This window comes from Thalassorhabdomicrobium marinisediminis, assembly GCF_003072065.1.
Lineage (GTDB): Bacteria > Pseudomonadota > Alphaproteobacteria > Rhodobacterales > Rhodobacteraceae > Octadecabacter > Octadecabacter marinisediminis.
The window spans coordinates 1-21,335 of the sequence record NZ_QCYG01000012.1 but is presented as its reverse complement, the minus strand read 5'-3'; the positions used below and the strand labels follow the sequence as shown (position 1 = coordinate 21,335).

Below are 21,335 nucleotides of genomic sequence, written 5' to 3'. Positions count from 1 at the left end.
CCGCGTCCCCGCGACGCCTTCCATTCAGCGAAGTGAGTTCCATGACCGACATCATCACCTGCAAAGCGGCCGTCGCCTGGGCCGTGAACGAACCCCTCTCGATCGAAGAGATCGAGGTCATGCCCCCCAAGGCGGGCGAAGTGCGCATCAAGATCATCGCCTCGGGCGTCTGCCACACCGATGCCTTCACCCTGTCGGGCGAGGACCCCGAAGGGCTTTTCCCGGTGATCCTGGGCCACGAGGGCGGCGGCATCGTCGAATCCGTCGGCGAAGGTGTGACCAGCGTGGCGGTGGGCGACCACGTCATCCCGCTCTACACCCCCGAATGCGGCGAGTGTAAGTTCTGCCTCTCCGGCAAGACCAACCTGTGCCAAAAGATCCGCGAAACCCAGGGCCGCGGCCTGATGCCCGACGGCACCAGCCGGTTCTACAAGGACGGCCAGCCGATCCTGCATTACATGGGCTGCTCTACCTTCTCGGAATACACCGTGCTGCCGGAAATCTCGCTCGCCAAGGTGAACCCCGAAGCACCGCTTGAGGAAGTCTGCCTGCTGGGCTGCGGCGTCACCACCGGCATGGGTGCTGTGATGAACACCGCCAAGGTCGAGGAAGGCTCTACCGTCGCGATCTTCGGCATGGGCGGCATTGGCCTCTCGGCCGTGATCGGCGCGACCATGGCGAAAGCCAGCCGGATCATCGTGATCGACATCAACGAAAGCAAGTTCGACCTCGCCCGCAAGCTGGGGGCCACCGACTTCGTCAACCCCAAGGACCACGACAAGCCGATTCAGGACGTGATCGTCGAGATGACCGACGGCGGCGTCGATTATTCCTTCGAGTGCATCGGCAACGTTAATGTCATGCGTTCGGCGCTGGAATGCTGCCACAAGGGCTGGGGCGAGTCGGTCGTCATCGGCGTCGCCGGGGCCGGTCAGGAAATCTCCACCCGTCCGTTCCAGCTGGTCACCGGCCGCGTCTGGCGCGGCTCGGCGTTCGGCGGCGTCAAGGGACGCTCAGAGCTGCCCGACTACGTCGAGCGCTACATGAACGGTGAGTTCGCCCTGAACGATTTCATCACCCACACCATGGGGCTGGAAAAGATCAACGAGGCGTTCGATCTGATGCACGAGGGCAAAAGCATCCGCTCGGTCATCCACTTCGACACCTAAGCTCTGCCCGGTCGTGCCGCAACTTGGCACGACCATCGCGGCCCGAACGGATCAGAGCGGGCTGCCGCAAAAAGCCAAATAGCGCCATCCGCGAGATGGGCCATTTGTCGACAAATTAAAGGGCGCCATTCCAACCGGAACGGCGCCCTTTTATAATCTCTGCGCTTCTAGGACTTGATGGAAAAAATAGACCCGTAAAGTGGAAGATTTTACAGTCAAAGTGGCGCTGAATTGCCTGGTGTTTTGCTGAAAAATCAGGCAATTCAGGCCCACTAAATCCTGTAACCAATTGATTTTGTTGAAGCCCACTACCTATTCGGCGGGTCAACCTTCCACTTGATGCTGCATAATTCTTCCATTTTTTTACAAGCTTCATGAAAGGAAAAAGCCGCCCAAGGGCGGCTTTCATCCAGGAAATATAAAGATCGAGGTTCAGGCGTTTTCCAGATCAGCGGTTTCCAAGTCAACCCTTCGGTACCAGATGCGGCCAAGCTCGAAACCTTCAGTAATGGGCGCCACCCCCCACCCGTCGATCTTCGCCCTCATCACCTTCGAAGATAACTTCTCGCGATCAGCAATTTCCTTAAGGGACACATAGTCCCTGAGGAACTGCTCGATCTCCTCGACGGGGAAGAGCCTTACCGGCACATCCTTTGCATTGGTTACAATACGCTCAGTAATATACCGGGAGCCATCGGCCTTCCGGATACGCAACAGGGTGTTCAAATTTGGCTGGCGCATTCCCAAGAGCTCTACCGCCTCCTTGACCCCGATGTAGCCTTGCAGCTGGTTTCTCTCGAGTGTGGCCCGCACCTCCCGGGGGTCAACCAGAATTCCTTTGAACTTCAAACTGGGGCTCACCACTTCAACCGTCTCGAATAAGCCGGACAAAATTCCCCGAACGATATCGATCGCCGGCCACCGCGACTTCTCTGCAGCTGCGACAATATCCAGCGCGCCTTCGCTTGCGGTGGAAACCACCTTGGCTTCCCCCATCAGAGCTTCCAGAAATTCGTCCGCACTTTCGCGGGAAACGTTCTTAAGGGAGCCGACTACCCTCGGACCATCAGGCAATAGCCTTGGTAAAATTCCGGTTCGGACAAGTTGCTGCGCCTGAACTCGGTTGCAGTTCAGGTAACCTTCAAGGCCGCGGACGCTGATCGAGGTTCGAATTCGGTCCATAAGCTCTTCTGCTGCTTTGGCATCGAACGTCATGGTCGCAGTCACTTTCTCTGTGTCACCATCTGCAAGCCCTGCCAAAATGATAGCGCGGTTGATCGTCTTCGGATGATCTCCGGATTCCCGCGCGAGTGAACTGGCGGAATGGACGCGCCGTTCGTTCACGATATCTCCCATCAAGTTTGTACCAGGCTCAATTGAAAAGTGATCGAGAATGAAATCACGCGCGACATCGCGAATAGGCCCAGCCGGTTTCTTGTTCTTATTAAATTGAAGCCATTGATAGAAGCGGCCAAATGCCTTCTGGGGGCCCCCTTTCGCGTTCTTCGACACAAACTGGTCGAATGCCACCTGCAGACCTGCGTAAATACCCTCTGCTCCATCCATCGCATAGCTGAAACCCAGATCACCCGCAGCGCTCCACTGTGCATCGGTAACTGCGCGCAAGTCGATGTGCGTTCCTGCAACCAGAATTACGCCCAACATCTCACAGGCACGGGCGGCATAATCCAGGCGCTGCTCATCCAACCACGCAGGACCGACGCAACCGTTCAAGCGGTCGATGGCATATGTCTGCAAGCGTGATGGTTTATGGAACTGTGCCTTGCTCATCATCTCGTCCAGCATGGCTCGCTCCGCAGAAAGCTCTGGCAGAAGCCGGAAGCGATCTACATAGGTGGACGCATTTCGTGCCTGAAGGACGACGCCATGCTTTCCACAAACCCGGACTGGCTGCATCTGCCACTCGAGCCGGCCGACCGGCATCCCGCCCGATGTGCTGTCCGCTCCGAGATCTTCGAGAAGACACTCCGGGCACAGTGGTCTCGTTGAAAGGTCCGTAAACTCACTGTGGACGGTTTCACCCATGATCGTGAGTAGTCTGGTCCCTGCGCGGAGGAAGCTCATGTTCGCGAGGTCTTCAGCGGGTTGCCCTGTCAAGTCTGAGATCCGCCTCAGTGTCTCCGGTTCCGGACGCAAAAGTTCCTGTTGAGAAATTTCGAAGAACCTCAAGAACTTTGTAAGGCTGAGATTGCAATGAAACTTTGCCACGCGATTTACGTATGATGTCAGGCTTTCGCCTGGGATCAGAGGAAGAGTGGGAAGAAGCGCCATGATCAGGCCCCCTTCTTTCGCTTGGCTCTTGGCTGAACAGCGGTACGCATTTCCACCTCTTCGCCCTCGTCCTCGAGGTCAATGCTCATCCATTCCACAGCGGTGAACACGTTGTCGGACACATCGCAGCCCTCCCGCTGCGCCCAGGCATCCTCGAAATGCTTCACTTCCAAAACGGCAACATCGTCCATCAACGCACATTCGATTGCTTCCAAGACATTGACCACAAAGCGGCCGAACCGATAGCGACTTCCGTAGATCAGACGGTTGATCACATCATCGTCCAGCGCCACGTCCAGACCAGCCTTCTCTGCGTAGCCCTGAACGAGCGCCTTGAGACGGTTATTGTCGACACCGAACGCCAGGGGCTTGGGTCGAATCTTGATAAAGCGGCGATTGACCTGGGGATCCAGACCGGTGATGGCCGACAGCCGCTCCGTTCCGCTCAGGACCAAAACGACTGGATGGTCTCCTTGCATCAACCCCTTCAACATTTTGAACATGTTGTCGGTCTCGGCGGATGTCGCGGATCGAAAGAGGTCGTGGGCCTCATCGAGCCAAAGCAGCGTGATCCCTCGCCGGGCCAGCTGAAACCGAACCAAATTCCAGACGTCGTAAACCTTCGTGCGCTCAGCAACCCCGTCGGCCCCAAGCTTGCCCAGGATTGCAACACCCAAGCTACGCAGCGTTGCGGGCGATTCCACCTTCACGTGCAGGTACCGCGGCTCACCCGTCTCGGGATTGAGGGACAGAGGCTCAAAATTCCGCAGTACCTCGATGATGGCCGTCGTCTTGCCGCCGCCAGATCCTTCGATGAAAGCGATGCCATTGGTTTCCGTACCGCCCGTATACCGAACGGGCTCGTGAGTCATTTGCCCGTCCTCCACTTCGAATTGGCGGAGGAGCTGGGCTTCGAAGTTGCGGTCACGCTCTGTCACGACATGCTGGGAGCGCAGGGACTTCATTGTCGCAAATACTTCTTGAATAGTCTTCGTCATTGGTCTTCTCCTCTGGGAATTTTGGGGCGAACTCAGTCGCGGAACTTGTAGGCGCCAGCGTCAGACTCGCCGGCTCCGTTGGTTGTGGGATTTGCGCGAGTGGGCTTTGAGGGCTCCGAAGGGATCACAGAACAGCCGTAGCCATCTGGGCTATCCGCAGTTTTTTGGCGCGGCGGCACAATCTCGAAACTGGCCATGGCTTCCTTCTCGGCTGCAGCAAACCGCTTCTCACTCCATCCATGATCAATGACGCTTTTCGCTGCTTTGCGGTCCGCGTTCAGCGCTTCGATGTCCGCAATGGTTTGCGCAATAACGTCCTCTTCCCACTCTTTGCGCTTCGGATCCTTTGCCCGCATGGCGCGGCGTGTGGCAATCCACGTACTGGCATCAAGGCCTTGGAACGCATCGGACACAGCATCGATCGGTTTCCATTCGCCATTAAGCTCTACCTCGACAACGCCGATGTCTTCCTCGAACCAACGGACATTCAGAGGCGTGACACCATTGTCGAGGAAATGCCTGGCCAGATCAGCAGACTGGTACCGAACATTCAGAACCCGGATCCCGTCCTTCTGAAGCACCCGTTCCAGCGGCAGACCGAAAGCGATGCGCTTGCGACGCTGGGAGGGCGCCGGCATCAAGGGATAATTACCCTCCCGCAAATCGGCTTCCCACTGCCCCAGCGGCGTACGTCCACCAAGCGCCTCCTGCGGCGTGTTGTGATAAACATCGACGACCCAGCGCACGAGCGTGTAGATCAGATCGTCAATGCTCAGACAGGCGCGCTTCTCCGAAGGGTGGTCAGCCTTTTCAACCACATCACCGAAAGTTCGCCCTGAGAGCCGCGGCAGCAAAGTGACTCCCAGGGTGTTAAACCCGCCTTCACCCTTCCCGCGCATGGCGGGACATCCTGCAATGGTCTGCACCTTGGTGATGCCCAGCTCCACACAAGTAGTGGTAAAAAGTGCGGACTTAAACGCGCTACCATTGTCGACATAGAGTGTCTCTGGCGTGCCAAACATAGACCATGGCGCGAGCGCACCCATTTTATCAGCAAATTGACCCTTGTCGCTGACCACCATCCGGAGACATTTAATCGCACTGCTCGTCTGTGGATTTGCCGTGATAGACATGCCGACAAAACAATTGGTTCGACAGTCCATTGCAGCACACATCCACCAGCGTTTCATCCGGTCGAGAAGACCCATTTCCCCAAGCTCTTCTTGATTGAACATCGACATGAGGCCGCTCTTGGCAAGAATGGTCAGCAGGTCGATCTTCCATTCATCCATCTCGACGCGCTCGAGCGGTCGTTGAACCTCCAGGCCCTTGAAGGTAGGGCGCATACGCTTCATGGCCTGCTCCTGGCCGAAACGGGCAACAAGGACGCGAAACTTGTCCAGCCGTTTAATAAACTGGCGAACAGCCTCACGACCTGGCGTTCTCAGAGGCGCCTGACCCTCTTCGGCACGGCGGCTATTCTCGTCGCGGAACGCCTGTCGCACATCCGCCACAACAGTAGCGATGGTTTTGCGCTGGAGATTCAAATATTCTCGGTTGATGGTTTCGGACATCAACTGCATCTCTTCGACCGAGAAGTAGCTGTTGCGATTGCCCTGCTTGTCGACATTATCAAGAAGTGCCTTCTTGCCACCCCTTTCGAACGCCGCGTCCCACTTACGCAAAGTGCGTGCTGAAACAGCATCCGGGATTTCAACCGTACTTTTCGAACGCGGCTTCGGGCCCTCTCCCGCCTGCCACGCCCTCACCTTCAGGTCGCCTTCAGGATCAGGTAAGGTCATCGCGAGATAGGCTGCCGCCTCCCTACAGATGTCATCCATCGCCTCATTGATCTCGGCATCATTTACCTTGAAAGCATTGGCGCTCTTCAGGGCACGGTAGCCTTGCACCATAGCGTGCCGGGTTTCCATGCGCTTGCGCTTCGCACGTGGGAGCCCAGAAAAGGCTACATCGTCGATATCATGAACGACTGCGGGGCGCAGATGCTCCGGCAACAAACCGTAAGGCACCATTTCAACCTGTCCGGCGCCATTCATCCGGTTGAGCGTTCCGACCTCGTAGGTGACCTTTCTGTGCGCATCCTCGACAGCCGAAAACGTGACGGTGCCGTTGGTCTCGTAGACAAAGCGATATTCTGTACCGTTCATCCTATAGATGTGATGCATGTCGAGAGAGAACGTGATGAACTGGTTGCGGTCGAATTTTGCCATGAAAAATCTCCTGGAAGGCGGGGCAATAAGCCCGGTTTTGGACAAGGGGATACTGGTCCCACACAAGCATTCGCGCGGGTCAGTGACTGTTGCTGGTCGTAGTGTCAGGCTGTGGTTCGGTGAGCTGGGCCGCCGTCATTGATGTTAAAGGCTCGGATCATGAGGCCACCTCTATCCTTGCTTTCAACGACCCTGCCTCGCGCGATCGCACTCATCACCACGGCTTTCGGACCAATGACTTCATGCTGCTGCAGGCGCAGAACGCCCGACCGAATAAGGCGGATCAGAGACCGGTAACCGCGCGCCGACAGGCCAGTTGAATGCGTTAAGTCTCGCAACGAGAAGCCTCCGCCCGGTGGAAGGCCACGCACGACCTCCAGGGCGACAGCATCTGCTTCAGGATCAATTTCACGAACTGAGGCCAGGATCTTCGCATTGCGCAGGTCGACAGGATTGATGTCCGCTTCGGACATGATCCGCACTTCATCGGCAAAGCCACGCTCACACACCCACCAGGCCACCTCCTGCATCTCCGCCTCGAAGCGACCCGAAGCAAGACGCGCTTCAGGTTTCACGGCGAATGCAATGCGCGAGCCGCAATCAAGAGACGCAACAGCGTCGAAGATATGTTGCTTTTGCTTTTTCGTGTCCCAGCCATAATAGAAACGGACCTGCTCGCGCAGCTGAACCACGTTCGGCATCGCGTTGAGCAAGAACAGGTTATGGAGTTCCAGGAGGCTCTCAGCCTGGGTGTGAATACCAACACCGTTTCCGAGTACGGTATGGGCAACGCAGTGGTGGGAAGATGCACCGGCGATATTGCGTTCGGCTTGTGACGGTTGTGGCAGGACGATGCCATCAGAATGATCGAGCATGGGATTTCCCCTTCGTAACACAGGGTCCGGACCTTTGAGGGTCGGACAAGGCAGGGCGAGATCAACCGGAGTCCGGTTGAATCAGCCTGCTATCCTGAAGCCAGGGGAAGCCATGGCGAGAACGCATGAGCGAACGGCAGGAATTGCACCAAGCTCGGCGTGATCGTTCATCATATGGGGAGTGTAGAAACGCATGGACGTCGCTTTCGCATAAATCGTACGGATCCAGTCGCATGAAATGCTGACTGATGGGCGCTGGTTAAGCGATCCGTATGAAGCGTTTAGCGATATGATGCGTTGTCTTGGTCATGCTTCACTCATGTCGAATCAACGACGCGCTGGCAAGGTAGAAAAAATTGGGTGAACTTTTTCCTCACGCTTGTAGGGCAACAGGCGAACTTCATTTAGCTCAACAAACGCAGCCAATTTATTCAATAAATACAACAAAATAATTTTACATAGTCAATCGACCTGCACCTGGCCCTTGCGTACCGAAATAATTTTTTTAGAGCCCGCCGATCATATAAAAACTACGCATAAATAGAATATCAGACTGTGACTTTCGAATATTATGTTGAAAAGCTTCCGCCGCCCCTGCAAGCTCCAGACATCAAACACGAGCATCGAAATGAACATCGACCTGTACTGCGACGCCAAACTGGATCTGCGCGGGCTTCGCAAGGGCCCTGTCGAATTCACCTTCGACCTTGGGCACATTGAAGACGATCGCTACCCCTTGGATCCGAGCCCGACAGAGGAGAGATGCCAGCCCTCCAGCGCAAAATGCGGTCACTGGATGAAGCCCACAGAGAGGGAGGCAATACCTTGTCACCAACGAACGCGCAGTCGTCCAAGCCCTTCAACCAAAACCTCAGGGTTAACCCCCCGATAGAGAAGCAGGCTGTGCCTCCAGGATCCCTATGAAAATTCAGGACTTGCTCCGATCAACGCGTGGCCAAATGGGGGAAATGGATGCATTCCGCGCCCTCCTCAAGATTGCTGCGAACCTCAGGACCGGCAGTCACTCTACCCATGGATTGCGCCAAGGTCCCCTGATACGCACCTCCGAGCCTCTTCACATGCTTGAAGCCGCAGCGAAGGTTCTCAACGATGCAGACCCTGCCATCCGCTTCGAGGCAATCTCTGATTTTCTTGACGATACTTCACATCTTGAAAGCGGTGACTTCTGGATCCGCAAGGATGCATGCGACCAAATCTTACAACTGCTCGACCGCGCTTCGACCGTACGGTTCTCCTACTCAGCTGCCTTGCGCCCTTGCTTGACCCACGCCTACCACGGCGTTCTGGAAGGTACCAAACGCCGCTTGACGTTTTGCTCCCCCGACCCTGACGACAGCCATCTATTGTATGACCTGTTGGACGTGCTTGAACTGGGGGCCACCGTTTCCATCGTAACCGGCCAACCATGGGCGCGCGAGGAGCTGGGTGATGATCTGGTCGAAATTGTCTTCCCTCCGCTCGGCGGGCAGCGGCCAAAGATCTGCGAACTCCCCAATGACACACTCGGAAGCCTTGGCTTGGTGAAGAGCAATGGAGGTCGGCTTTCGGCGGAAAGCATCGCTATCGCAGATGCGTTGACCCACTCAAGGGGCCACGCAATCATCTCACTTTCCGACGGGGCGCTCTTTCGCATGGTTGGGGCAGAACCAGTTGCGCGCCGGAACCTTGTCGACAGCGGTCGCCTGCGAGCCATTCTCGGCGCACCGCCCGGCATTATGTTCGGCGGTACGATCATCAAGACCAACCTGATCATCATCGCTCCCCGTAATATGCATCAAGAGCAGATACGGCTTTGCGACCTCGGACATCCGGTATTGGCACAGAAGGTGCGACGGGGTCGCTCTGAAATAAAGCCAGGGGTGGATTGGAGCGCACTCCTGGAATCCGCGCGCCCTGAGGACAGAACACTTGTACGCGACGTCGATATCGAAGAAATTTACGGAAACAATCTGGCGCTCCTCCCAGACCGATACCTGAACGTCGACGCGAAAGAACGTCTTGATGAATTTCTCCAAAAATCTGACGTCGCCGAACTACAAGAACTGGTCGACATGATCCGCCCTTTAAGTATGACCGAGGACGATGGTGGCGCATACATCTTGAACGAAGCGTCACCCGCAGACGTAAATGTCCGTGGCTATATCAAGCTCCCAAGCCGGACCATCACAGTCGATCGCGCGAAGTACAACAAAGCCTCCAACCAGCAGCTTCGCGCCGGAGATGTCTTGCTCTCCATAAAGGGCAATATCGGTATCGCTTCCCTGGTACCCGAGGACGTTCCCCGAGAAGGCGAAAGCGAAATATGGACAGCCGGCCAGTCGATGATGATCCTCCGCCCGAAAAAGCGGATCGGCATAAGCTCACTCGCTCTTTTTGAATACCTCTCGAACGCAACCGTCCAAGAGTATCTAAAATCGTTGGCAGGTGGGGCAACCATTCAGAACCTTGCCATGAAAGACCTCAAGAGCTTTCCGGTTGCGGTGCCGGATGACGAAGCTGTTGATGCAGTGGAGGTCGGGTTTACCCGAAGGCAGGCAATCTTCGATCAAATAGAAGCCCTCGAGGCCAAGGTGGGGAGCGTCCAGGAACAAACATGGCCACATAACCAACTGAAGCGTGAGGGCTGAACACACCCCTCACCCTCAGAAGTTTTTCAACGCAGAGATTCAATTCCAACATCTTATGTTCTACCATAACGGGTACATTGGACTGCTTCTCGATATTTCAGGAGACCTGCCTTGAGCCAGGATACCATCAACACCAACGCATCGTTCATCTGGTCCATCGCGGAATTGCTCCGCGGGGATTTCAAGCAGTCCGAATATGGCAAGATCGTCTTGCCCTTCACGATCCTGCGCCGCCTCGATTGCCTGCTGGAGGAAACAAAAGAAGCCGTGCTTGAGACGGCTTCGGGCCTGCCCGAAGAGATGGACGAGCAAATGCGCATGACCATCCTCTCGGAGGTCGCGGACGCCGGTGGCCAGATCTACAACACCAGCCAGTTCACCTTCGCGACCCTGCGCCAGCAGGATGCAGGAGAGCTGCGCAGCAACCTGGTGGACTACCTGACCGGATTCAGCCCGAACGTGCGCGACATCTTTATCGAGAAGTTCAAGTTCACCGAAATTCTGAAAGACCTCGATGACAAGGGCTCGCTCTGGATGGTCTTCGATCGCTTCTGCCAGTTGCAGATCCACCCGGACGAGGTGACCAACCTCGAGATGGGGTATCTTTTCGAGGAGCTGATCCGCCGTTTCTCGGAGATCTCCAATGAGACCGCCGGGGAGCACTTCACACCGCGCGAGGTGGTCCGCCTTCTGGTCGACCTGCTTTTGGCCAATGACGAAGAGGCCTTGTCCGGCAAGGGCATCATCCGCCGGGTTTACGATCCGGCCTGCGGCACCGGCGGTATGTTGTCGGTGGCCGAGGAGGCCATGAAAGACCTGAACCCGGATCTCAATGTCGATCTGTTCGGGCAGGAGCTGAACGGAGAGTCCTTTGCGATCTGCAAATCCGACATGATGGTGAAGGGTCATGACGCCTCGCGCATCGCCTATGGCAACACGCTGACCCAGGACGCCCACCGCGGCGAGACCTATCACTACATGCTCTCGAACCCTCCCTACGGTGTGGACTGGAAGAAGTATGCCGCGGTGATCCGCGAGGAGGCCGAGGATCTGGGGTTTGACGGGCGCTTTGGTGCCGGTCTGCCACGGATCTCGGATGGGCAGTTGCTCTTTGTCCAGCACATGGTCTCGAAGATGCGCGATGACGAAAAGGGCTCGCGCGTGGGCATCGTCATGAACGGATCGCCCCTCTTCACCGGAGGTGCGGGCTCGGGCGAAAGCGAGATCCGCCGTTGGCTGATGGAGAACGATCTGGTTGAGGCGATCATCGCCCTGCCCACGGACATCTTCTACAACACCGGCATTCAGACCTACATCTGGATCCTCTCGAACCGCAAACCCGAGGCGCGGCGCGGCAAGGTGCAGCTGATCGACGCCTCCGGTGAGCGTTTCTGGCAATCCATGCGCAAGTCTCTGGGCTCCAAGCGGCGCGCCATCGGCGACGACGCCCGGGCCGAGATTGTGCGGATCTATGGCGAATTTCTGAACGGGGCGGCTGGCTTCGGGGATGTGTCGAAAACGTTCGACACCACGGACTTCGGCTATCGCGAGATCCGGGTGGAGCGTCCGCTGCGCCTGCGTTTCGAGATCACCACGGACCGGATCGACGCCCTGCGCGGCAACGACAAATCGGTTGCGGCCCTCGAGAAGGCCGGCAAGAAGTTCGCCGACTTCATGGATGCGCTCTTCGGCGTGCTGGTGGCCCGGGTGGGTGACGTCTGGACGGATCGCGCGGCCTTCGTGGCCGAGATCACATCGGACATGAAGGAGGCGGGTATCAAGCTGCCGGCCGCCGCCTTGAAGATCCTGATTGCGGCCTTTGGTGAGGCCCATGAGGACGCAGAGATCTGTCTCGACAAGGACGGCGATCCGGAGGCTGATCCCAAGCTGCGCGATCACGAGCTGGTGCCCTTGAGCGAGGATTGGGAGGCGTATTTCGCCCGGGAAGTCGAGCCCTTCGTGCCGGACGCCTGGGTGGATACCTCGCACGTGGATCCGACAGATGGCGAGGTGGGCCGCGTGGGCTACGAGATCAACTTCAACCGGTATTTCTACCAGTATGTGCCGCCGCGGCCGCTCGAGGAGATCGATGCGGAGCTGAAGGCGCTGGAGGCGGAGATTGCCGGGTTGCTGAAGGAGGTGGTGGCATGAATGAGATCTTGCTCGCAGAACGACAGGAAGGCTGGAACCTGTACCGTCTTGGACAGGTTTTGGAGGAGCGGAAGCAGAAGGCGAGCGACAAGGACTACGAAGCTCTCAGTGTCACCATGCAGGGCATCGTCCCGCAGCTCGAGACTGCTGCGAAGACCGACGACGGCGACAACCGTAAACTGGTGCGCAAGGGCGACTATGTCATCAACAGCCGCTCGGATCGCAAGGGGTCCGGAGGGATCTCGCCTTTGGATGGAACTGTGTCTCTGATCAGCATCGTCCTGCAGCCGCGCAAGGATCTCTATCCGGCTTTTGCGCACCACCTACTGCGTTCAGTTGCTTTTCAGGAGGAGTTCTATCGGGTGGGACATGGTATCGTCGCAGACCTCTGGACGACCAGATACGCAGAGATGAAGAACATCCGGTTTTACCTCCCCGACCTCCCCACCCAAAAACGAATCGCGGCCTTCCTCGACCGCGAGACGGCCCGAATTGATGAGCTGATCGCGAAGAAGGAGCGGTTGGGCGGCTTGATTGACCAACGGCGTCTTGCAGTGATCACAGCAGCTGTGACCGGAAAGATCGGTCCCGCTTCTGAGACACCAACGAAATCGGACGCGACAGAGAATCAAGTCAGACTTCGGTTCATGCTTCAGGTAGCCCCGTCGGCCGGGGAAGTCGAAAACCTGTCCGCCGACGACGAAGTCACCTTTGCTCCGATGGATGCCCTTGGCGATGGGCTGGGTGGTCTTGATGTGTCCGGGTCCCGCCCACTCGCAGAGGTTGCCGCCGGCAGTTACAATTATTTCCGGGATGGTGATATCTTGTTGGCGAAAGTCACTCCGTGCTTTGAAAACGGCAAGAAGGCCCTTGCTCATGATCTGATCAACGGCGTGGGATTTGCCACGTCAGAAGTGCATGTATTTCGCCCTAAGCCCGGCAAATTGGATCACCGTTTCCTAATGTATCTGTTCTCGTCCGAAGATTTTAGGGCGGACGGCATGAAGAGCATGACCGGAGCCGGTGGTTTGAAGCGGGTCAGCGATGCTGCCATCCTAAATTATCGTCCTCATGTTACGGACGTAGCCCTCCAACAAAAGGTCGCTGATTTTCTCGACCTCGAGATGGAAGTCTTTGAGGTCATCAAGGAGCGCACCAAAGAATCGATCGACCGCCTTCGCGAATACCGCGCCGCCCTGATCACCGCCGCCGTCACCGGCCAGATCGACGTGGACACCTACGGCCGCACCGGCACCACCTCGGCCACGCTCGACCAGATCGAAGAGGAGATGCAGGCATGAGTGACTTCCTGCTACGCATCAACGGCGACACGCGCTGTCCTGAACGCATCAATGTCCCAGAATGCCCCGACGACTGGGCTCCGGGGGTGTTCTCCGCCAAGTTGATTAAGAGCGCTCCATCGACAAGAGCTGACGGAACGAAGGCCGGCAGGCCGGTGACGGGCGACCGGGTTTATATCTGGATCAATGAGAGTGGCCGCGATTCCAGCGGGGGTGGACTTACAGCCGTCGCATGGATCGACGATGTGATCGAGGATAATAGTGAACTTCGCTTGAAGACGAACGGCCTGAGGCTTCTGAAGGAGTTCGTTCCTTTCGATCGCGCGTTCGAACGCTCTCCTTTGGCGAAAATCCTTATCGCCGTTAAAAAATACAGACCAGAACGCATCTGGAGTCTTACTGCGGAGGACACTGACGCCTTGGACGATCTGATCGCCTATGCAGGTGGTCTACAAGACCTCGATCAAGTTGATCCTATTGCCCGGGCGCTTAAACAAAATGAGGACGCGATTGAAGCCGCGCTTCCCGTCCGAAAGCAAACCTGGATTAAGCCCCGCCACGGGCAGGCCGAATTCCGGCGACAGTCTCTGGAACGCCATGGTGGTAAATGCGCCTTCACCGGAACCGGCGTCGAAGAAGTGCTCGAGGCGGCCCACGTGATCCCGCACACAGGTGCGCCGGAATTCGATCGCCCCGAGAACAACCTCCTGCTGCGGCGCGACATACATGCGCTGTTCGACTTGTTTCTGATCAGCATTGACCCTGGTAGCGGCATAATCCTGGTGTCCACCCAACTCGAAGGGTCTCCATACGAGGAGATGCGGGGTAAATCCGTGGACCACAAGTTGGCCGCATCCGCACTCAACTTCCATTACAAGCATTTCTGCAAAACGGTGACCACATGACCGATCCAGCCATTTCCCGCGAAAAACTTCACACTGAAGAAGCCGTTGAGCTCCACCTCGTTGATCAGCTCGTCACCCAACAGGGCTGGCAGGAACGCCCCTGGACGGCCTTTGATCGCAAGTCGGCCCTCGACCCCGAGATGATCGAGCAATACGTCCGCGCGACGCAGCCGGACGCCTGGACGCGGCTTTGCGACCAATACCCCGGCAAGGAGCGCGAAACTCTGGCGCGCCAGGTCGAGGCGCGGCTCAAGGCGGTGGGAACGCTTGAGGTCCTGCGCCAGGGGATCACCATCGTCCCGGGCATCAAGATCACCCTTTGCACCTTCAAGCCCGCCTCCGGGCTGAACCCCGCAACGCTGCGCGCCTATGAAGGGAACATCCTCGGGGTCATGCGCCAGGTGCGTTACTCCCTGCGCTCCGAGAACGCGATCGACGTGGTGCTCTTCGTCAACGGCATCCCGTTCGCCACGATGGAGCTCAAGAACACCCTGACCGGCTCCACCTACCAGACGGCCGAGACGCAATACCGCAAGGACCGCGCCCCCAACGGCGAGCCGCTGCTCACGTTCAAGCGTGGTGCCCTGGTGCATTTCGCATTGGACCAGGACAACGTCTCGATGACCACGCAGCTCAACAACGGCAAGACGCGCTTTTTGCCCTTCAACCGCGGCCGCGATGGTGGCGCCGGCAACCCGGATGTCGAGGACGAATTCCGCATCGCCTACCTCTACCGCGACATTGGCGCGCGCAAAGCGGTCTTCTCCCGCGAGGTGCTGCTGGGGATCCTCCACCGCTTCGTCCTCGTCGATGAGGTCGAGCAGCCCGGCGGCCGGGTGAAGCGCACCACGATCTGGCCGCGGTTCCAGCAGCTCGATGCGGTTCGCATGCTGATCCAGGACGCCAAAGCCAACGGCGCGGGGCAGAACTATCTGTTCCAGCACTCCGCAGGCTCCGGCAAGTCCAACACCATCGCTTGGGCCGCCCATCACCTGGCGACGCTACACGATGATCAGGACCAGGCGATCTTCGACACCGTGATCGTGGTCACCGACCGTGTCGTTCTGGACCGCCAGCTGCAGCAGACCATCAAATCCTTTGCCCAGACCGAAGGCTATGTGAAGCCGATCGACGGGACCTCGCGCCAGCTGAAAAAGGCCATCGAGGATGGCGCCAAGATCATCATCTCGACGATCCATAAGTTCTCGACCGAGCAGCTCTCGGTTCTGAAAAACGAGGACCGCAAGCGTTTCGCCATCATCATCGACGAGGCGCATAGCTCCCAGTCGGGCAAACATGCCGACAGCATGGCCCGCGTTCTGGCGGATGGCGGGATCTCCGAGGAGGAGCGCGAGTACGACGCCACCGAGCAGGCATTGCTCGAGTTGCAGCGTCTCCGCGGCCCCCAGGCCAACCTGTCCTATCTGGCCTTCACCGCCACGCCGAAAAACGTCACCATGGAGCGTTTCGGCCGCCCCGGCGAGAACGGCCCCGAGCCTTTCCACCTCTATTCGATGCGCCAGGCAGTAGAGGAGAACTTCATCCTCGATGTGCTGCGCAACTATCAGACCTACAAGTCTTACGCCAAGCTCGAGAAGGCCATCGATGAGGATCCCGAGCTGCTGGAGCGCAAGTCATCGCGCAAGGTGGCCCGCTTCATCGATTTCCATGAAACGGCGATGATCCAGAAGGCCGAAGTCATCGTCGAGCACTTCCGCAGGCATGTTCTGCCGGAGCTCTCGGGGCAGGCCAAGGCCATGGTCGTGACCTCGAGCCGCGAGCACGCGATCAGGACCCATCAGGCGATCAGCAAATACATCAAGGACCAGGGATATACGGATGTGACATCCCTGGTGGCCTTCTCGGGTGAGATCGCGATCGACGGAACCCCTTACACCGAGCCGGGCATCAACGGCTTTTCTGAGACGGAGCTGCCGCGGCAGTTCGATGGCGGGACCTACAATGTCCTCGTGGTGGCCGAGAAATACCAGACCGGCTTCGATCAGCCAAAACTCGTGGCGATGTATATCGACCGTCGTCTGAGCGGTCTGCAGACCGTCCAGACCCTGGCGCGCCTGAACCGCATCTACCCCAGCAAGGAGCGCACTTTCATTCTCGACTTTCGGAACACGGTCGAGGAGATCCAGGAGGCCTTCAAGCCCTACTACAACGTGACCCAGCTTGAGGACATCTCCGATCCCAACCAGGTCTATAACCTGGAGGCGCGCCTGAAAGCCTTCGGCGTGCTGGAGCAGGCGGAAATCGATCGCTTCGTGACACGATTTTTGCAAGCAACCAGGCGCACGGATGAACGCCCCATTCTTGAAGGCATCGTGCGCCAGGCCGTGACCCGTTTCAACGAGAACCTCAATGAGGATGACCAGGAAGAATTCCGCCAGGTTCTGGCCTCCTTCCTGCGTTTTTATTCGTTCATCGCGCAGGTTGTGGATCTGGCGGATACGGATCTTGAGAAGCTGCACCTCTACGGATCCTGGCTGAAACGCATCCTGCCAACCCGCCAGGCACCGCAGGGCGAGGATGTCACCGACGACATGCTGGAGATGGCCGCCTTCCGCCTTGAAAAGGAGGGAGCCGAGCAGAACGCCTCCTTGGGCAAGGACGACAACCAAGCGCTCAGCCCGATCGACCGCTTCGGCGCGAACCCCTACACCGAGGAGGAATCGAAGACCCTCACGGAGATCATCCAGGCCTTCAACGCGCGCCACGGCACCGAGTTCTCCGAGGAGGATTACATCCGGTTCGAGGCCGTGAACAACGACATCCTCGATGACGACGTCTGGGCCGAGATGCTGCGCAACAACGATCCGCGCGACGTGCGGCCGCGGTTCGATGCGGAGTTCACGCGCCGGGCGATCCGGGCTTTCCAGCGCGACAACGCGATGCGCAATGCTTTCATGCAGGATCAGGAGGCGCGGGATATGTTGATGGGGCTGATGTTCCAGCGGGCGGTAAGGGGTGCGGGGCGAGCGGCATAGATCCGAGAGAAACAGCAACCCGTAGTGCGGCGTAAGGGACCCTGAGCTTGGGCGTCCGTCGTTACGCCAGAGCTGCTATTGATTAAAGAATGGGGCGGCAGATCAGCAACAAGAATGTCAGATATATACAACATTGAAGGCCTCAATGTTACCTTTATAGTACATTTCGAAGCGCCGATGAAGAAGATCTCAATATCGCCGGGAGGTATCGATGGACCAGTCGGATCAAGATCTCGATCAACTTAACGCGCTTCTGCAGGCGCTGCCCATCGATAACATGCCGATGACGGTTAGCGAGCTCGATGGCTACATAGTCGGTATTCTTGCCTGCCCGGAGATGATTCCGCCTTCGCAGTGGCTGCCTCAAGTCTGGGGTAAGACTGGAGAGGCCGAATTCCCTGACGAAAAAGCCGGCGAGGAAACCATCAGCGCGGTAATGGCTCATTATGATTCGGTCGTCGCCTCCATGACCGGCTCGCGCTGGGTCGACCCGATCTACGAGGTTGATCCAAATAGTGACGAAGTCATGTGGGAGCCTTGGGTCGATGGATTCACGCGCGCCATGCAGCTACGACCGGATGCTTGGAGCGAACTTCTCGATCAGGCCAACGAGGAGACGCGGGCGACGATGATCTTCCTGATGGCGCTTCAAGATATCTGCACCGGTCAGAGTAAGTTCACGGAAGAAGAGATCAACGAGATTGATCTGGGAGCACCAGACCTGATTCCAAACTGCGTCGCCACTATACTCCATCAGTCTCGCCCTGAGCTTTCACCTCAAGATTCCGAAATGAGTACTGGTTTGCCGTTCAAGGCAGATCCCCGGCCAGGCCGGAACGATCCATGCGCCGGCGGGTCCGGGCACGGATACAAGAGATGCTGCGGCCGAAACTGAGCTGGATCGCTCAGGCTTCTACCACCGGACATTCATGCGGGACGCAGCCGTCGACCGGTCCCCAGACCAAAGTCGACCTTCGTACTGTAAGCGGCGTCTCGACCCCACGTTGCTGTTGATGGGTTCGGGTGCGAGGTGATCTGCATCTTATGATGGGGAGTGCGTTTCGCAGTAAGCGTAAGCGGCGCCTCGACCCCACGTTGCTGCTGATGGGTTCGGGTGCGAGGTGATCTGCATCTTATGATGGGGAGTGCGTTTCGCAACGTGCGCTACAAATTCGTTTCTCAAATCGCTGGGCGTCGAGATCCACGCGTCGGGTCATCGTCGGTGGCCGGATGAGGCAAAGGCCTTGGCCGTCTCGATGACCCTGGAAACCGGTGCGAGGGTGAATGCCGTGGCGGAGCGGTTTGGCATTCGGCCCAATCAGCTCTCGGCTTGGCGTCGAGAGGCCAAGCAAGGCAAGCTCGTGCTGCCTGCGGTCGAGGTCGATGAGCCTGTGTTCGCGCCGCTCGTCGTCTGCGAGGTCGCCGAGGAGGAAGAGCGCCCGGAGGTTGCATCGCAGGCTGCCCCGGTCAGGATCACTCGAAGCACTGTCGTGATCGAGCTCGCCCATGATGCGCCCGCGGCCCGGATCGCCGAGATTGCCCACGCGCTCGAGACGCATCCATGCTGATGCCCTCGCAGGGCGTGCGGATCCTGGTGGCGACGAAGCCGGTCGACTTCCGCAAGGGACATGATGGCCTCGCGGCGCTGGTGCAGTCGATGTTGGCCGAGGACCCGTTCACTGGCACGGTCTTTGTCTTCCGTTCGAAGCGCGCCGACCGCTTGAAGATCCTGTTCTGGGACGGCAGTGGTTTGGTCATGGCCTACAAGCGGCTTGAGGAAAGCACATTCACCTGGCCGGCCATCCGCGACGGGGCCATGACCCTGAACCGGGCGCAGTTCGAGGCCCTGTTTGCCGGGCTGGACTGGCGCCGTGTGCGGTCGTTGGAAGCCCGCCGACCGGCTGTGGCAGAGTGACTCAGCTCGTTGAATGACCGGGCATCAGGGCCTTGGGCAATGTATAATCCAGCCATGTCCAGCGCCCCGCCCATCGATCTGTCCGCAATCCCCGAGAGCCAGCGCGCCGCCGTGCTGGCGCTGTTGCAGGAGAATGGGGCGCTGAAGGACGCCAACCGGCGGCTCGAGCATCTCGTGGCCGAACTGAACCATGTCGTGCATGGCAAGCGGTCCGAGAAACTGAACGATGACGACCGGCAACTGGCCTTCGAGGACCTGGAAACGGCTGTCGCGGCGGTCGAGACCCGCAAGGAACAGGCCGCGCCCTCTACCATGACGCCGCCCCGGACGCGTCAGCGCAACCTCGGCCATCTGCCCGCAGGCTTGCCACGCATCGAACGTATCCTTGAGCCGACCAGCCTCGATTGCCCCTGCGGCTGCGGCCAGATGCACCGGATCGGTGAGGACCGCACCGAGCGCCTCGACATCGTCCCGGCGCAGCTCAGGGTGCTGGTCGACATCCGACCGAAGTATGCCTGCCGGATCTGCTCCGATGGCGTCACCCAGGCGCCCGCCGCGCCCCGGCTGATCGAAGGCGGGCTGCCGACCGAAGGGGCCATCGCACATGTCCTGGTGTCCAAGTTCGCGGACCACCTGCCGTTTTACAGACATAGCCAGATCCTTGCCCGCTCCGGCATCCAGATCGATCGCAGCACCTTGGCGGACTGGGCTGGCACAGCGGCCTTCCACCTCGGCCCCGTGGTCGACAGGCTAACCGAGCATCTCAAGTCCTCCGGCAAGCTGTTCATGGACGAGACGACCGCCCCGGTGTTGGATCCGGGCCGTGGCCGAACCAAGACCGGCTACCTCTGGGCGCTTGCCCGGGATGATCGTGGATGGGGCGGCGATGACCCGCCCGGCGTGGTCTTCACCTATCGCCCAAGCCGTGCTGGCGCCCATGCCGAGCAGATCCTGCAGGGCTTCGACGGCATCCTGCAACTGGATGGCTATACCGGTTACGATCGACTGACGCGCCCCTCCCGCAAGGGCGGCGCGCCGATCACGGTGGCCCACTGCTGGGCGCATGCGCGGCGCAAGCTGAAAGAGGTCTTCGACCGCGACGGCTCGGAAATCGCCGCCGAGGGCCTGCGCCGGATCGCCGAGTTCTACCGCATCGAGGTCGAGATCCGGGGCATGGGCCCGGGCCAACGTCTGTCGGCCCGTCAGGCTCGCAGCGCGCCCCTCGTGGCCGAGTTTGGCAACTGGCTGCAGGCGCAGCGTCTGCGTATCTCGGTTAAGTCGCGCCTCGGCGAGAAGCTGACCTACATCCACCGCCAGTGGGGCGGCCTGCAGACCTTCCTCCACGACGGCCGCGTCGAGATGGACTCCAACGCCGTCGAAAACCTGATCCGCCCGATCGCCCTGACAAGAAAGAACGCACTCTTCGCCGGCCACGATGAGGGCGGCCGCACCTGGGCCCGCATCGCCTCCCTGATCGCCACCGCAAAGATCAACGACGTGGAACCCTTCGCCTACCTCAAGGCGACCCTCGAAGCGATCGCCGCCGGTCACCCGGCCAGCAGGATCAACGAACTGCTGCCCTGGAACTTTACGACGTCAAGCTGATCCAGCGTGGGGCGCAGACAGCGCTCTGATGTCTTTTTTCAAGGATTTTTTCACGCGAATGGGGACGCCTGAGCGTTTTTTGCATTGTGGACCCCCAAAGGAGGGCACGAGGTCTGAAGACGTCGGTGAACAAGCTCTGATGCGCGGGTTGGATACCGCATGACCGAATGTGCGTCTCGGGGCTATTCCTATCTTACAACGGGCATCAACGTGAGTTGGCCTCAAAGCGACTGCCGGATATTCCCCTGC

At 58.5% G+C, this 21,335-nt stretch carries 14 protein-coding genes; 10 read left to right on the top strand and 4 right to left on the bottom strand.

What is annotated here, in order from left to right:
* Window positions 1-53 precede the first annotated feature (53 nt).
* The gene (locus DC363_RS15760) at window positions 54-1,169 is read left to right on the top strand and encodes an S-(hydroxymethyl)glutathione dehydrogenase/class III alcohol dehydrogenase (RefSeq protein ID WP_196778449.1); all 1,116 of its coding nucleotides are present in this window, start codon (window positions 54-56) and stop codon (window positions 1,167-1,169) included.
* A 432-nt stretch (window positions 1,170-1,601) separates the two neighbouring features.
* On the opposite strand, the gene DC363_RS15755 is transcribed toward DC363_RS15760, so the two are convergent.
* The 4 genes from DC363_RS15755 to DC363_RS15740 form a co-directional block, all read right to left on the bottom strand.
* Window positions 1,602-3,461 carry a TniQ family protein gene (locus DC363_RS15755; RefSeq protein ID WP_108642120.1) on the bottom strand — a complete coding sequence of 620 codons (1,860 nt, stop codon included), beginning with the start codon at window positions 3,459-3,461 and terminating at the stop codon, window positions 1,602-1,604.
* 2 nt (window positions 3,462-3,463) lie between these two features.
* Window positions 3,464-4,459 (bottom strand): TniB family NTP-binding protein, encoded by a 996-nt coding sequence (locus DC363_RS15750; RefSeq protein ID WP_108642119.1) that lies wholly within the window; start codon window positions 4,457-4,459, stop codon window positions 3,464-3,466.
* Between the two features lie 32 nt (window positions 4,460-4,491).
* Window positions 4,492-6,690 (bottom strand): DDE-type integrase/transposase/recombinase, encoded by a 2,199-nt coding sequence (locus tag DC363_RS15745; RefSeq protein ID WP_108642118.1) that lies wholly within the window; start codon window positions 6,688-6,690, stop codon window positions 4,492-4,494.
* Window positions 6,691-6,794: 104 nt separating this feature from the next.
* Complete coding sequence (locus DC363_RS15740; protein WP_108642117.1) at window positions 6,795-7,565, bottom strand: hypothetical protein; 771 nt, start codon at window positions 7,563-7,565, stop codon at window positions 6,795-6,797.
* A gap of 920 nt (window positions 7,566-8,485) precedes the next feature.
* Between DC363_RS15740 and DC363_RS15735 the strand changes: the two genes are divergently transcribed.
* From DC363_RS15735 to tnpC, 9 genes are all read left to right on the top strand, one after another.
* Complete coding sequence (locus DC363_RS15735; RefSeq protein WP_108642116.1) at window positions 8,486-10,213, top strand: restriction endonuclease subunit S; 1,728 nt, start codon at window positions 8,486-8,488, stop codon at window positions 10,211-10,213.
* A gap of 111 nt (window positions 10,214-10,324) precedes the next feature.
* Window positions 10,325-12,364, top strand: a complete 2,040-nt coding sequence (locus DC363_RS15730; protein WP_108642115.1) for a type I restriction-modification system subunit M — start codon at window positions 10,325-10,327, stop codon at window positions 12,362-12,364.
* The gene (locus DC363_RS15725; protein ID WP_108642114.1) at window positions 12,361-13,665 is read left to right on the top strand and encodes a restriction endonuclease subunit S; all 1,305 of its coding nucleotides are present in this window, start codon (window positions 12,361-12,363) and stop codon (window positions 13,663-13,665) included. The genes DC363_RS15730 and DC363_RS15725 overlap by 4 nt, the downstream gene beginning before the upstream one ends.
* Window positions 13,662-14,570, top strand: coding sequence for an HNH endonuclease (locus tag DC363_RS15720; protein ID WP_108642113.1), 909 nt, complete (start codon window positions 13,662-13,664; stop codon window positions 14,568-14,570). Before DC363_RS15725 ends, DC363_RS15720 begins: the two co-directional genes overlap by 4 nt.
* Window positions 14,567-17,566 carry a type I restriction endonuclease subunit R gene (locus DC363_RS15715; protein WP_108642112.1) on the top strand — a complete coding sequence of 1,000 codons (3,000 nt, stop codon included), beginning with the start codon at window positions 14,567-14,569 and terminating at the stop codon, window positions 17,564-17,566. The genes DC363_RS15720 and DC363_RS15715 overlap by 4 nt, the downstream gene beginning before the upstream one ends.
* Before the next feature lie 211 nt (window positions 17,567-17,777).
* Window positions 17,778-18,461, top strand: a complete 684-nt coding sequence (locus DC363_RS15710; RefSeq protein ID WP_108642111.1) for a UPF0149 family protein — start codon at window positions 17,778-17,780, stop codon at window positions 18,459-18,461.
* A 250-nt stretch (window positions 18,462-18,711) separates the two neighbouring features.
* Window positions 18,712-19,134 carry a transposase gene (locus DC363_RS15705; RefSeq protein WP_277871196.1) on the top strand — a complete coding sequence of 141 codons (423 nt, stop codon included), beginning with the start codon at window positions 18,712-18,714 and terminating at the stop codon, window positions 19,132-19,134.
* Complete coding sequence (gene tnpB / locus DC363_RS15700; protein WP_108642109.1) at window positions 19,128-19,481, top strand: IS66 family insertion sequence element accessory protein TnpB; 354 nt, start codon at window positions 19,128-19,130, stop codon at window positions 19,479-19,481. The genes DC363_RS15705 and tnpB overlap by 7 nt, the downstream gene beginning before the upstream one ends.
* A 54-nt stretch (window positions 19,482-19,535) precedes the next feature.
* Window positions 19,536-21,086: an IS66 family transposase gene (tnpC, locus tag DC363_RS15695; RefSeq protein ID WP_108642186.1), complete on the top strand. Its 1,551-nt coding sequence runs from the start codon at window positions 19,536-19,538 to the stop codon at window positions 21,084-21,086.
* Window positions 21,087-21,335: the final 249 nt, after the last annotated feature.